The sequence below is a fragment of the Mycobacterium sp. Aquia_216 genome (assembly GCF_026723865.1).
In the GTDB taxonomy this organism is placed as follows: Bacteria; Actinomycetota; Actinomycetes; order Mycobacteriales; family Mycobacteriaceae; genus Mycobacterium.
Window position 1 is genome coordinate 2,451,185 of sequence record NZ_CP113529.1, and the last position, 12,903, is coordinate 2,464,087.

At 68.1% G+C, this 12,903-nt stretch carries 13 protein-coding genes; 12 read left to right on the top strand and 1 reads right to left on the bottom strand.

Going from position 1 to position 12,903, the window contains the following annotated elements; translation table 11 throughout:
- Window positions 1-55 precede the first annotated feature (55 nt).
- The 4 genes from OK015_RS11420 to OK015_RS11435 are packed head-to-tail and all read left to right on the top strand — an operon-like array spanning window position 56 to window position 4,357.
- Window positions 56-838 carry an SDR family oxidoreductase gene (locus tag OK015_RS11420; protein ID WP_268131507.1) on the top strand — a complete coding sequence of 261 codons (783 nt, stop codon included), beginning with the start codon at window positions 56-58 and terminating at the stop codon, window positions 836-838.
- Window positions 835-2,028 carry an acyl-CoA dehydrogenase family protein gene (locus OK015_RS11425; RefSeq protein WP_268131509.1) on the top strand — a complete coding sequence of 398 codons (1,194 nt, stop codon included), beginning with the start codon at window positions 835-837 and terminating at the stop codon, window positions 2,026-2,028. Before OK015_RS11420 ends, OK015_RS11425 begins: the two co-directional genes overlap by 4 nt.
- Complete coding sequence (locus OK015_RS11430) at window positions 2,025-3,122, top strand: acyl-CoA dehydrogenase family protein (protein WP_268131511.1); 1,098 nt, start codon at window positions 2,025-2,027, stop codon at window positions 3,120-3,122. The genes OK015_RS11425 and OK015_RS11430 overlap by 4 nt, the downstream gene beginning before the upstream one ends.
- Window positions 3,123-3,127: 5 nt before the next feature.
- On the top strand, window positions 3,128-4,357 hold the full coding sequence (locus OK015_RS11435) for a glycosyltransferase (RefSeq protein WP_268131513.1): 1,230 nt from the start codon (window positions 3,128-3,130) through the stop codon (window positions 4,355-4,357).
- Here OK015_RS11435 and OK015_RS11440 read toward each other — a convergent pair.
- Window positions 4,354-5,103, bottom strand: a complete 750-nt coding sequence (locus OK015_RS11440; RefSeq protein WP_268131515.1) for a dienelactone hydrolase family protein — start codon at window positions 5,101-5,103, stop codon at window positions 4,354-4,356. The genes OK015_RS11435 and OK015_RS11440 overlap by 4 nt on opposite strands.
- Window positions 5,104-5,226: 123 nt before the next feature.
- On the opposite strand from OK015_RS11440, the gene OK015_RS11445 reads away from it, so the two are divergent.
- From OK015_RS11445 to dapA, 8 genes are all read left to right on the top strand, one after another.
- Entirely contained in the window at window positions 5,227-6,027 is an 801-nt protein-coding gene (locus tag OK015_RS11445) for a thymidylate synthase (protein ID WP_268131516.1), read from the top strand.
- A 64-nt stretch (window positions 6,028-6,091) separates the two neighbouring features.
- Entirely contained in the window at window positions 6,092-6,577 is a 486-nt protein-coding gene (locus tag OK015_RS11450) for a dihydrofolate reductase (protein ID WP_268131518.1), read from the top strand.
- Window positions 6,578-6,668: 91 nt separating this feature from the next.
- Window positions 6,669-7,370, top strand: a complete 702-nt coding sequence (locus tag OK015_RS11455; protein WP_268132640.1) for a cell division protein DivIVA — start codon at window positions 6,669-6,671, stop codon at window positions 7,368-7,370.
- A 41-nt stretch (window positions 7,371-7,411) separates the two neighbouring features.
- Entirely contained in the window at window positions 7,412-8,647 is a 1,236-nt protein-coding gene (locus OK015_RS11460) for a winged helix-turn-helix domain-containing protein (protein ID WP_268131519.1), read from the top strand.
- A complete protein-coding gene (locus tag OK015_RS11465) occupies window positions 8,647-10,038 on the top strand; it encodes a class I SAM-dependent DNA methyltransferase (RefSeq protein WP_268131521.1) in 1,392 nt (463 codons plus the stop codon). Before OK015_RS11460 ends, OK015_RS11465 begins: the two co-directional genes overlap by 1 nt.
- Window positions 10,035-11,099, top strand: a complete 1,065-nt coding sequence (locus tag OK015_RS11470; protein ID WP_268131523.1) for a restriction endonuclease subunit S — start codon at window positions 10,035-10,037, stop codon at window positions 11,097-11,099. Before OK015_RS11465 ends, OK015_RS11470 begins: the two co-directional genes overlap by 4 nt.
- Window positions 11,100-11,109: 10 nt before the next feature.
- Window positions 11,110-11,862, top strand: a complete 753-nt coding sequence (gene thyX / locus OK015_RS11475; RefSeq protein ID WP_268131525.1) for an FAD-dependent thymidylate synthase — start codon at window positions 11,110-11,112, stop codon at window positions 11,860-11,862.
- 138 nt (window positions 11,863-12,000) lie between these two features.
- Window positions 12,001-12,903 (top strand): 4-hydroxy-tetrahydrodipicolinate synthase, encoded by a 903-nt coding sequence (gene dapA / locus OK015_RS11480; RefSeq protein WP_268131527.1) that lies wholly within the window; start codon window positions 12,001-12,003, stop codon window positions 12,901-12,903.

A 12,903-nucleotide genomic window follows, 5' to 3' on the forward strand; every position in this document is an offset into this window, starting at 1 on the left:
TCGACGCTCTCCGCTGGCGAAGCCGGGCCCGCTACTCAACAAAAGGCGTACCAACGTGACCTCACTGGATCTGACCGGCCGTACTGCGATCATCACCGGCGCTTCGCGCGGAATCGGATTGGCGATTTCGCAACAGCTGGCGGCCGCCGGCGCCAATGTGGTGCTCACCGCTCGCAAACAGGAGGCGGCGGAGCAGGCCGCGGCGCAAGTCGGCGAGCGGGCATTGGGCGTGGGCGCACACGCGGTCGACGAGGACGCCGCGCGCAGCTGCGTTGACCTCACCCTGGAAAGGTTCGGCAGCGTCGACATCCTGATCAACAACGCCGGCACCAATCCGGCATACGGCCCGCTGATCGACCAGGATCACGCGCGGTTCACCAAGATCTTCGAGGTCAATCTGTGGGCCCCGTTGCTGTGGACGTCGCTGGTTGTCAAGGCGTGGATGGGGGAGCATGGGGGCGCGATCGTCAACACCGCCTCGATCGGCGGCCTGCACCAGTCTCCGGCGATGGGGATGTACAACGCCACTAAGGCGGCGCTGATCCACGTCACCAAACAACTGGCCCTCGAACTGTCACCGCGCATCCGGGTCAATGCCATCGCGCCGGGGGTGGTGCGCACCAAACTCGCCGAAGCGCTGTGGAAGGACCACGAAGATCCGCTGGGCTCGTCGATTCCGCTCGGGCGCATCGGTGAGCCGAGCGACGTCGCGAACGCCGTGGCGTTTCTGGTCTCCGACGCGGCGAGCTGGATCACGGGTGAGACGATGGTGATCGACGGCGGCCTGCTGCTGGGCGCCGCGCAGGGCTTCCAGATGCGGCCCGAGGGCAAACCATGAGCGCGCCGGACTTCCCGGCCGACCTGGACAAGCGGGTGCGGGCGCTGCTGGACGAGCACGACCCGGCGACCACCGACCCACGCGATTTCCTTGGCGCGCAATTCGATGCCGGGCTGGCCTGGGTGCACCTGCCGCCGGGTTTCGGCGGACTGGAGCTGCCGCGCAAGGCGCAGGAAACGGTGAACGCGCGGCTGGCCGTCGCGGGCGCGCCGGTGGGCGGCACCCCAAAGAATTTCATCGGGATGGGCATGGCGGCGCCGACCATCGCCGCCTTCGGCACCGCTGAGCAGAAGCGAAAGTTCTTGCGCCCGTTGTTCACCGGCGAGCACGTGTACTGCCAGCTGTTCAGCGAACCGGGGGCGGGATCGGACCTGGCCGGGGTGGCCACCCGCGCGGTCCGCGACGGTGACGACTGGATCGTCAACGGGCAGAAGGTGTGGACGTCGATGGCGCAGCACGCCCAGATGGCCATCCTCGTCGCCCGCACCGACCCGACGGCGCCCAAACATGCGGGTCTGACCTACTTCCTCTGCGACATGACGCAACCGGGCGTGGACGTCCGCCCGCTGCGTCAGATCACCGGTGAGGCGGAATTCAACGAGGTGTTCCTCACCGATGTCCGGGTGCCCGACGCGAATCGGCTCGGCGCGGTGGGCGGTGGCTGGCGAGTCGCGACCACTACGCTCAACAACGAGCGCGTCGCGATCGGTGCCAGCTCCGGTGGCCCGCGGGAGGGCGGGATGATCGGGAAGATCACCCGGGCCTGGCGCGACGATCCGGGGCTGCGCAACGGCGCGATGCACGACGAGTTGATGCGGCTCTGGGTTGATGCGGAAGTCCTTCGGTTGGCCGGGGAGCGGCTGGGGCAGCAGGCGGTAGCGGGCCAGCCCGGACCGGAAGGCGCCGGCATGAAGGTCGCCTTCGCCAAACTCGCGCAATCCCTTTCGGGTTTCGACATCGAGCTGCACGCCGAGTCTGGCCTGCAGTACGACGACTGGACGATGCGCAGGACAGAAGTCGTCGACTTGATCGGCCGCGAACCCGGGTACCGCTACTTGCGGGCGCGCGGCAACTCGATCGAGGGCGGCACGTCGGAAATCTTGCGCAACACCATTTCTGAGCGGATTCTTGGTCTGCCCGGTGAACACCGCGTCGACAAGGATGTCGCCTGGAAGGACCTAAACCGATGAGCATTGGCGACTTGCTTTACTCCGATACCGAGGAGGCGTTGCGCGACAGCGTCCGCAATCTGTTCGCCGAGGAGTGTGCACCCGAGGCGGTGATAAAGTCCTATGACCCTGCACCACAAGACTTTTCCGATGTCTGGCGACGGCTGGCCGGCGAGTTGGGGGTGGCCGGCCTGCTGGTACCGGAATCGCTGGGGGGTGCCGGCGCGGGTGCCCGCGAAGCCGCGGTGGTGATGGAGGAGATCGGCCATGCTGTCGCGCCGGTGCCGTTCTTGTCCAGCGCGGTGCTCGCCACGGTCGCGCTGCTGCGGGCCGGCGAGACCGAAACCCTTTCTGCCCTCGCCGAGGGCGAGCTCACCGCGGCGTTGGTGGTTCCGCTGTCCACGGCGCCGGGCGATCCGATCGCGGGAGTGGGTGTCGGTGCCGACGGCTTGACCGGGACGGTCACCAGCGTCGCCGGCGCCGCCGAAGCCGACGTATTGGTGGTGCCGGTCGCGGGCGCCGACGGGCTCGAATTGCACACCGTCTCCAGCGCAGCGTCGGGGGTTCAGGTGTCGCCGTTGCTGGCCCTGGATATGACGAGACCCCTTGCGAATATCCAATTTTCGGCGGTGTCGTCGACACCCGTCGGACCGGCGGACGCGGCCGTGGACGCCGCGCTGGAGGTCGGTGCGGCGCTACTGGCGTCCGAGCAACTGGGGGTGGCGCAGTGGTGTTTCGAGACCACACTTGCCTATGTCAAGCAGCGCAAGCAGTTCGGCCGCGCGATCGGCTCCTATCAGGCGATCAAGCATCGGTTGGCGGATCTGTGGTTTGACGTCGGTGCGGCGACGGCGGCCGCACGCTACGCCGCGGACACCTGCGCCCGGGACGACCCGGACGCGAGCATCGCCGCGGCCATCGCGCAGGCCTATTGCAGCGGCAGCGCGGTGCACGCGGCCGAGGAGTGCGTGCAGCTCCACGGCGGCATCGGCATGACCTGGGAGTATCCGGCCCACCTGTACCTCAAGCGAGCCAAGAGCGATCAGTTGGCCTTCGGCACCGCCTACCGCCATCGCGCCCGCCTGGGCCGCCTGGTGGACCTGCCGGCCGGCTGAGCGCCATGCGGGTGTTGTTGTCGACATACGACTCGCGCGGTGGCGTCGAACCACTGCTGGGACTCGCGGTGCAGCTGCGCGCACTCGGCGCCGAGGTGCTGCTGTGCGCGCCGCCGGACGACGAATTCGCCGAGCGGGCCGCCGGTTTCGGGGTTGCGCTGGTGGGATTCGGTCCGTCGGTGCGCGCGATGACGACCGGGGCGGCGCGGGCATCGGAGCAGGACGTGCGCGAGCACATGCTCGGGTTGCTCGCCGCGCAATTCGACACGGTTGCCGCCGCCGCGCAGGGATGCGACGCGCTGGTGTCGACCGGGCTGATGTGGACGGCGGCCGGCGCGCGGTCAGTGGCCGACAAGCTCGGCATCCACTACGTCTACGCGAGCTATCACCCGACCCACCTGCCGTCGCCGTACCACCCGCCCCCGGAATACGTCGGCCGCGGGATGGGCGTCAGCGAGGTCGACAACCGGATGATGTGGAACCACAACGCCCACAACGCCAATGTGTTGTTCGGTCCGACGCTCAACAGTCACCGCGCGGCGATCGGCCTGGCCCCCGTTGACAACGTGCGTGCTTACGCCTACACCGCCCAGCCGTGGCTGGCCGCCGACCCGACTTTGGGCCCCTGGCAGCCGCTGGTCGACCTGGGCGTCGTGCAAACCGGGGCGTGGCTGCTGCATGACGAACGCCCGCTCTCGGCCGAGCTGGAGGAGTTCCTGGATGCCGGCACACCACCGGTGTACCTGGGGTTCGGCAGCATGCCACTGTGGGGTGCCAAGGAGGTCGTCCCGATGGCGATCGAGGCGATCCGCGCCCAGGGCCGGCGCGTGCTGCTGTCGCAGGGCTGGGCCGAACTGGCTCTCAGCGATGACCGCGAGGACTGCATGGGCGTCGGTGAGGTAAACCAGCAGGCGCTGTTTGCCCGGGTGGCTGCGGTCGTGCACCACGGCGGTGCCGGCACGACGACGACGGCCGCCCGAGCCGGCGCGCCTCAGCTGGTGGTGCCGCAGGGGGCCGACCAGGTGTACTGGGCCTGCCGGGTGGCCGAGCTGGGCATCGGCACCGCGTGCGACGGCCCGACTCCGCCCCCTGGCTCCCTGCCGACCGCCCTCGAGGTGACCCTGTCGGACGAGACCCGCGCGCAAGCGCGGGCCGTGGCGGCCGCGATCCGCGCCGACGGGGCGACTGTGGCCGCGAAGTTACTGCTCGACGCGGTGAACCGCGAAAAGCGTTAGCGCGGCAGCGCCGCGGCGAAGACCTCGGCCATCGCCTCCCAATGCCGCTCCGCGGCGGCCGTGTCATACGGCGCGTTGTCCGGGACCGCGAAGCCGTGGGCCCCCTGGTACCACTCGATGGTGTGCCGCACACCGGCCGCCGTCAGCGCCTTGTCGAGTTGTTCGGCGTGGTCGGTCGTGAACGACGCGTCGTTCTCGGCGCCGCCCACGTAGACCGTGGCGTTCATCCGGTGGGCCAGCAGGTGCGGGCTGTCCGCGGTGTCGCTCACCAGGCCGCCGCCGTGGAAGGACGCCGCGGCGGCCACGCGGTCCGGAACACGGCCGGCCACCGTCAGCGAGATGCGCCCGCCCATGCAGTAGCCGCACACGCCAAAACGTTCGCCGGATACCTCGGGGCGATCCGCCAGGTAGTCGAAGAACGCCCGGGCGTCGCTGGTGACTTTGTCCTGGGTGAGGCTGCCGATCATCGAAAACAGCCGCTTGCGTTCTTGTTCGTCGCCGAACACGTTGGCCATGTCGAACGGGGCCCAGTCGCCGTCGCGGTAGTACACGTCCGGCAGCAGCACGGCGTAACCGAACCCGGCCAGTTTGGCCGCCATTTGCTGGAAGGTGTCGCGCACTCCGCCGGCGTCGGGGTACATGATTACGCCGGGGTGGGGCACTTGGCTGTCCGGACCTCCGGGAGTGAACAGATGGACGGTGCAGGTCCCGTCGGCGGTGGTGATGGTGTCGGTGATGTTCGGCATGGCACCCGTTCTACTCCGCGCAATCGCGGCGCAATTAATCGGCGTCGGCCCTCCCCGGCGAGCGGGAGGTGCCCCCACGCGCGCCGGCTTCGCCGCGCTCGCGATCGCCGCTAAGCTGACCGCGTGTCGATCGCCGCGCCCTACGAGGACTTACTGCGCCTGGTCCTCGAGACGGGTTCGGCCAAATCGGATCGCACCGGGACCGGAACCCGCAGCCTGTTCGGCCAGCAGTTGCGCTATGACCTGTCGGCCGGTTTCCCGCTGCTGACCACCAAGAAGGTCCATCTCAAATCCGTGGTCTATGAGTTGCTGTGGTTCCTGCGGGGCGACTCCAACGTCGGCTGGCTACAGGAGCACGGCGTCACGATTTGGGACGAATGGGCCAGTGACACAGGCGATCTCGGCCCGATCTACGGCGTGCAGTGGCGATCCTGGCCGACGCCTTCGGGTGAGCACATCGATCAGATCAGTGCCGCGGTGGAATTGCTGCGCACCGACCCGGACTCCCGGCGCAACATCGTGTCGGCCTGGAACGTCGGCGAAATCCCGCAGATGGCGCTGCCGCCGTGTCACGCGTTTTTCCAGTTCTATGTCGCCGACCGGCGGCTGAGCTGCCAGCTCTACCAGCGCAGCGCCGACCTGTTCCTGGGCGTGCCGTTCAACATCGCCAGCTACGCGCTGCTGACCCACATGATGGCGGCCCAGGCCGGCCTCGGTGTCGGCGAGTTCGTCTGGACCGGCGGCGACTGCCACATTTATGACAACCACGTCGACCAGGTGCGGACCCAGCTCAGTCGCGATCCCCGGCCCTACCCGGAACTCTTTCTGGCCCAACGTGATTCGATATTCGACTACACTTACGACGACGTCGTGGTGAAGAACTACGATCCGCACCCGGCGATCAAAGCCCCCGTCGCTGTATGACCGACGCCGACGACGATGGCGCCGGCTCGCCGAAGTTTCAAGGTGGGGTCGAGAAGTGGCGCGCATGACCGAAGTCGGTCTGGTGTGGGCTCAGTCCACATCCGGTGTCATCGGCCGCAATGGCGACATCCCCTGGCGCGTCCCCGAAGACCTGGCCCGCTTCAAGCAGGTGACCGTCGGCCACACCGTGGTCATGGGCCGGCGGACCTGGGACTCGTTGCCGGCCAAGGTGCGCCCGCTGCCCGGCCGTAGAAACGTCGTGCTGTCCCGCCAAGCCGGCTTCGAGGCCGACGGAGCCGAGGTGGTCGACTCCCTGGACACCGCCCTGACCGACCCCGAGGCGTGGGTCATCGGCGGCGCCCAGATCTACCTGCTCGCGCTGCCGCGCGCCACCCGGTGCGAGGTCACCGAGATCGAGATCGACCTGGTGCTCGACGACGAGGACGCACTGGCCCCGATGCTTGACGAGGCATGGCTCGGCGAGACGGGGGAATGGCAGGTCAGCCGCTCTGGCCTGCGCTATCGCTTCCACAGCTATCGTCGGTCCTGAGCGCTCGTTTCGCCTGACCTGACATACTCGAATGCGTCGGTGGGGTCGACGTGATGGGATTTACGGCATTTCCAGGGAGGGGAAATTGGCAGTGATAACCGAGCCCGCAGCGGCGTTTACCCGCAAGTTCATGGGCTACGACTCGGCAGCGGTCGATGCCCACATCGAGATGCTGACCACGAAGCAGAATCTGCTGCTCAACGATGTCGAGAGCCTCAGAGCCCGGCTGAAGGAGTCCGGTGAGGAGGCGGCCGCGCTGCGCAAGGAGGTGGCCGTGCTCTCCGACACCTCACCCACGCCCCACGCGATGCAGCAACGGATGGCGAAGATGCTGGCACGTGCGGTCGACGAGATTTCGGAGATGCAAGCCGAGGCGCGGGCCGAGGCGGAGGCGCTGATCGGGGCGGCCGAGGCGGAAATCGAGGCCGAGCAGCGAAAGCACCGACAGGTGTTGGCGGACCTGGCCTCGCAGCAAAAGGCCATGGAAGCCGAGTATCGCGAAACCAAGGAAACGCTGGAGGCCGAACTGGCCAGCATGCGCGATGACGCCCAGCACGCGCGCGAGCAGCTCCTCGCCGAAGCCAAGGAGCGAGTCGACCGCGATCGCGAAGAGGCCCGGCGGGCGGTGGCCGCGGCGAGCGAGCGACGGGTCAAAGTCCTGGAACAACTGATGGGCGTGTACCGCGACCTGGAAACGGTTCCGGCCGCTCTCGAGTCGGCGTACCGCGAACGACAGCAACCGCCGGAACCCGGTGCCACGGTGCCGGTGGAGGAAAAAGTCAACGCGGGGTGAGCCTGCGCTAGCGGCGGCCCAAAGACCGGTATTCTCGGCGCGTGTCGACCAGGAGGCTGACCGCCGCGCAGGCTCGGCGGATAGCCGTTGCGGCTCAAGGGTTTAGCGAGTCGCGGCCCGGTGGCGAGATCACCCGGGCGCACCTTCGCCGGCTGATCTCGAGAATTCAAGTGCTGCAACTGGATTCGGTTTCCGTGGCGGTGCGTGCCCACTACGCGCCGGTATTCAGCCGGCTCGGCCCCTACGACCGCGACGTGCTGGATCGCGCCGCCTGGGGCCCGCGCTCGGCGCGGCTGCTGGCCGAGTACTGGGCACACGAGGCCGCGCTGATGTCCGTCGACGACTGGCCGCTGTTGCGCTGGCGAATGCGCCAGTACCGGCACGGCCGGTGGGGCACCCACGTCGTCAAGGCCAATCCGCAACTCGCCGACAAGATCGTCGCCGCCGTCAGCGAACTCGGACCCAGCACCGCCGGACAGATCGAGGCCCATCTCGAGGCCGAACCGCGCGGGCCCAAAGGAAGCTGGTGGGGCAGTCGCAGCGACACCAAATGGGTGGCCGAGGCGCTGTTCGCCTCCGGTGTGCTCACCACGGCCACCCGGGTGGGTTTCGCCCGTCACTACGACCTGGTGGAACGGGTGCTGCCGGCGAGCGTGCTGGCCCGCCAGGTCGACGACGCCGAAGCCATTCGCGAGCTCACCCTGCGGGCGGCCACCGCGCTGGGGGTGGGCACCGAGGCCGACCTTCGCGACTACTTTCGGCTGGCCGCGCAGCAGGTCAAACCGGCCGTCGCCGAGCTGGTGGCCGCCGGTGCGATCGAGCCGGTCAGCGTCGACGGCTGGTCCGCCCCCGCGTATCTGCGTGCCGGCCAGTCGGTGCCGCGGCTGGATCGCGGCACCGCGCTGCTGTGCCCGTTCGACCCGCTGATCTTCTTCCGGCCGCGGGTGGAGCGGCTGTTCGGCTTCCATTACCGCATCGAGATTTACACCCCGGCGGCCAAGCGCCAGTACGGCTATTACGTGTGGCCGCTGCTGGTGGACGGTGAGCTGATGGCGCGCGTCGACCTCAAGGCCGACCGCGCCGCCGACACGCTGCGGGTGGTGGGCGCGTTCGGGGAGCCCTCCCAAGCCGACCGAGTGCCGCGCTCCCGGGCGGCGGCCGCGCTGGCCGGCGAGCTGGGGTCGATGGCGTCATGGCTTGGCCTGGGCGCCTTTACCGTGTCGGGCCGCGGCGATTTGGCCGGGGAACTGCGCGCCGCCGCCAAGCGGGTCGGCTGATGGCGGCGCCGAAAGAGCTCAAAGCCATGCTGTGGAAGGCGGCCGAAAAGCTGCGTGGCTCCCTGTCGGCCGGCCAGTACAAGGACGTCGTGCTCGGGCTGGTGTTCTTGAAGCACGCGTCCGACTTGCAGTGGAACATCTTGGCGGACAATGCGACAGCCGGCAACATCGGTCAGCTCGTCGACGATGCGATGACCGCCGTGATGACGGCCAACCCGGCGCTTGCCGGGATGCTGCCGCGGCTGTACGAAGCCCTCGACCAACGCCGGCTCGGTGAGCTGGTGCGGCTGCTTGACGGCGCCCGGCTGCGGCTGCGCGACGACGGGCGTCCGCGCGACGTGATGGGGGAGGTCTACGAGTACTTCCTCGGCAATTTCGCTCGCGCGGAGGGTAAACGGGGTGGGGAGTTCTTCACACCGCCCAGCGTGGTGCGACTGATCGTGCAGGTGCTGGCGCCGGTGGGCGGGCGGGTGTACGACCCGTGCTGTGGCTCGGGCGGGATGTTCGTGCAGACCGAGAATTTCATCGCCGCCCACGACGGCGACCTCAAGGACTTCTGCGTCTACGGTCAGGAGAGCGTCGAGCAGACCTGGCGAATGGCGAAGCTGAACCTCGCGATTCACGGGATCGACAATGCGGGTCTGGCTCGGGGCGACACGTTTGCCGAGGACCTGCACGCCGGCGTCTGCATGGACTACGTGATGGCCAATCCGCCGTTCAACATCAAGGATTGGGCGCGCGACGAAGACGACCCGCGGTGGCGCTTCGGGATTCCACCCGCCGCGAACGCCAATTACGGCTGGATTCAGCACATCCTGGCCAAGCTGGCTCCGGGCGGTGTGGCCGGCGTGGTGATGGCGAACGGCTCGATGTCGTCGAACGCGCTCGGCGAGGGCGACATTCGCGCGCGGATCGTCGACGCGGATCTGGTCTCCTGCATGATCGCGCTGCCCGCGCAGCTGTTTCGCAGCACCGGAATCCCGGTGTGCCTGTGGTTCTTTGCCATGGACAAGGGTGACCGGTCCGGACAGGTGCTTTTCATCGACGCCCGCGGCCTCGGCTATCTCGTCGATCGCGCGGAACGCGCACTGACCGACGAGGAGGTTGTCCGTATCGGCGACACCTATCACGCGTGGAGCGCGTCATCGGTCACGAAAGACCTTGCTTACCAGGATATTCCGGGGTTCTGTAAATCGGCATCGCTGGACGAAATCGCCGCCGCGGGTTACCTGCTCACACCGGGCCGTTATGTCGGTGCTCCCGCAGCCGAGGATGACGCGGAGCCCGCCGAGGAGAAGATTGCGCGGCTGACCGAGGACTTGCTGGCGGCGTTGGATGAGTCCGCGCGCCTGGAGACGGTGGTGCGCCAGCAGGTGCGTCGATTGTGGTGACCGCGACGCTCGGGGAGTATCTCGACTTCAGCACTGGAGGTGGTTCGCCGGTGCGGGTGCCTGACGGGCGGTTTCCCGTCTACGGCGCCAACGGCACGATCGGTTACGCGGCGCGACCGAATGCCAGCGGCCCGCTGATCGTGCTCGGCCGCGTCGGATCGTATTGCGGCAGCGTGCGTTATTGCGATTCCGACGTGTGGGTCACCGACAACGCGTTGGTGTGCCGGGCCAAAGAGCCTGCGGAGACCAGATATTGGTATTACGCGCTGCAAACCTGCAGGCTGGGCGATCATCGCGCAGGGTCGGGGCAGCCGCTGCTCAATCAGGCGATTCTGCGTGACGTGTCGGTGTGCCCGGTCCCGGGACGCCAGCGACAGCGGATTGCCAAGCTACTCGGAGCTTTCGACGACAAGCTCGCCGCCAACGAGCGGGTGATCGCGGCCGCCGAGAACCTGATGGTCGCCCTTGTCGAACGGATCTCCGACTACGTGCCGCTGTCGACCTTGGCGCAACGGTCGACGGTGGTGCGCGGGCCGGAACAGTTCGGGGACATCGTCGCGCATTTCAGCCTTCCGGCGTTCGACGACGGCGCCACACCCGCGTGTGTTGACGGTGCATCCGTGCGAAGCGGCAAGTTCGTGCTGTCGCGACCGTGTGTGCTGTTCGCCAAGTTGAACCCGCGGATTCCGCGTATCTGGAATGTGGCGCAACTGCCCTCCGAAATGGCAGTGGCAAGTACGGAATTCGTCGTGCTCGAACCCACCGGTGTCGCCACGTCGGCGCTGTGGGCGGCGGTACGGCAACGCGACGTCTCGCAGGGCCTGCAGCAGCAGGTCGTCGGAACCTCGACCAGCCACCAGCGAATCGCGCCGCGCGACCTGATGGACGTTGCGGTGCGCGACGTTCGCCGGCTGACCGCCGATGCGGCCCAGACGATCACCAGTCTGGGTGGGCTGTGCCACACGCGGCGCGGCGAATCCCTGCGGCTGTCCGGCTTCCGCGACGCCATACTGCCCCTGCTGATGTCGGGCACGGTCCGGATCAAGCAAGACCCCCGCTAAGGTAGGCGCCGTGGCCGAGACCGCGCCGCTGCGCGTGCAACTGATCGCCAAGACGGAGTTCTTGGCGCCGCCGGACGTGGCGTGGACCACCGACGCCGACGGCGGGGCGGCGCTGGTCGAGTTCGCCGGCCGGGCCTGCTACCAGAGCTGGTCGAAACCCAATCCCAAGACCGCGACCAACGCGGGCTACATCAAACACATCATCGACGTCGGGCACTTTTCGGTGCTCGAGCACGCCAGCGTGTCGTTCTACATCACCGGCATCTCGCGCTCGTTGACCCACGAATTGATCCGGCATCGGCATTTCTCCTACTCGCAGCTCTCGCAGCGCTACGTGCCCGAGGCGGACTCGCAGATCGTCGTGCCGCCCGGTCTGGAGAACGACCCCGAACTACAACAGATCCTGGCCGCGGCCGCCGACGCCAGCCGCGCCGCCTATACCGAACTGCTGGCCAAGCTCGAAGCCAAGTTCGCCGACCAACCCAACGCGGCGCTGCGGCGCAAGCAAGCGCGGCAGGCCGCCCGCGCCGTGCTGCCGAACGCCACCGAAACCCGCATCGTCGTGACGGGGAATTACCGGGCCTGGCGGCACTTCATCGCGATGCGCGCCAGCGAGCACGCCGACGTGGAAATCCGGCGCCTGGCCATCGAATGTCTGCGCCAGCTCGTCGAGGTCGCACCGGCGGTGTTCGCCGATTTCGAGATCTCCACTCTTGCCGATGGGACCGAGGTCGCGACCAGTCCGTTGGCCACCGAAGCTTGAGGCGGCTCCCGGCGCCCAGTGTGCGTCGAGGGCGCCAGCACCACACACTCGCGGTCCTCAACGCACTCTCGCGCGCAGCTGCCGCCCCGCAGGCGCGGCGGCGAAATCCGATTGGCGCCGCCAGGTAATCTGGGAGCCGTGAGTTCCGTCGGATTCGATGCCCCCGCGCGTCTGGGAACCTTGCTGACCGCAATGGTGACGCCGTTTGGCGCCGACGGCTCGCTCGACACCGCTGCGACGGCGCGGGTGGCAAATCACCTGGTCGACGCCGGTTGCGACGGCCTGGTCGTCTCGGGGACCACCGGCGAGTCGCCGACCACCACCGACGACGAGAAGCTCGAGCTGCTGCGCGTCGTGCTGGAAGCGGTGGGCGACCGCGCTCGCGTGATCGCCGGCGCAGGCACCTACGACACCGCGCACAGCATCAAGCTGGCCAAGGCCAGCGCGGCCGAGGGCGCACACGGTCTGCTCGTGGTCACGCCGTACTACTCGCGGCCACCGCAAAGCGGGCTGCTCGCGCATTTCACCGCCGTCGCCGACGCGACCGAGCTGCCGGTGCTGCTCTACGACATCCCGCCGCGGTCGGTGGTGCCGATCGAGCCCGACACCATCCGCGCGCTGGCGGCGCACCCGAACATCGTCGGTATCAAGGACGCCAAGGCCGACCTGCACAGTGGCGGTCAGATCATCGCGGAAACCGGATTGGCCTACTACTCCGGGGACGACGCGCTCAATCTGCCCTGGCTGGCGATGGGCGCCACCGGCTTCATCAGTGTGATTTCGCACCTCGCGCCAAGTCAACTCCGAGAGCTGTTGTCCGCCTTTGGTTCTGGGGACATCGCCACGGCCCGCAAAATCAACGTCGCGGTGGCGCCGCTGTGCAACGCGATGGGCCGCCTGGGTGGGGTGACGCTGTCCAAGGCAGGTCTGCGCCTGCAGGGTATCGACGTCGGTGATCCCCGGCTGCCGCAGGTGCCGGCGACGCCCGAGCAGATCGACGCGTTGGCCGCCGACATGCGCGCGGCCTCGGTACTCAGGTGA

Excerpts from the sequence above, each read along its gene's own strand:
- OK015_RS11440 (WP_268131515.1), bottom strand. The coding sequence starts at position 5,103 with ATGCCGAACATCACCGACACCATCACCACCGCCGACGGGACCTGCACC.
- OK015_RS11465 (WP_268131521.1), top strand. The coding sequence starts at position 8,647 with ATGGCGGCGCCGAAAGAGCTCAAAGCCATGCTGTGGAAGGCGGCCGAA.
- OK015_RS11435 (WP_268131513.1), top strand. The coding sequence starts at position 3,128 with ATGCGGGTGTTGTTGTCGACATACGACTCGCGCGGTGGCGTCGAACCA.
- OK015_RS11430 (WP_268131511.1), top strand. The coding sequence starts at position 2,025 with ATGAGCATTGGCGACTTGCTTTACTCCGATACCGAGGAGGCGTTGCGC.
- OK015_RS11425 (WP_268131509.1), top strand. The coding sequence starts at position 835 with ATGAGCGCGCCGGACTTCCCGGCCGACCTGGACAAGCGGGTGCGGGCG.
- OK015_RS11450 (WP_268131518.1), top strand. The coding sequence starts at position 6,092 with ATGACCGAAGTCGGTCTGGTGTGGGCTCAGTCCACATCCGGTGTCATC.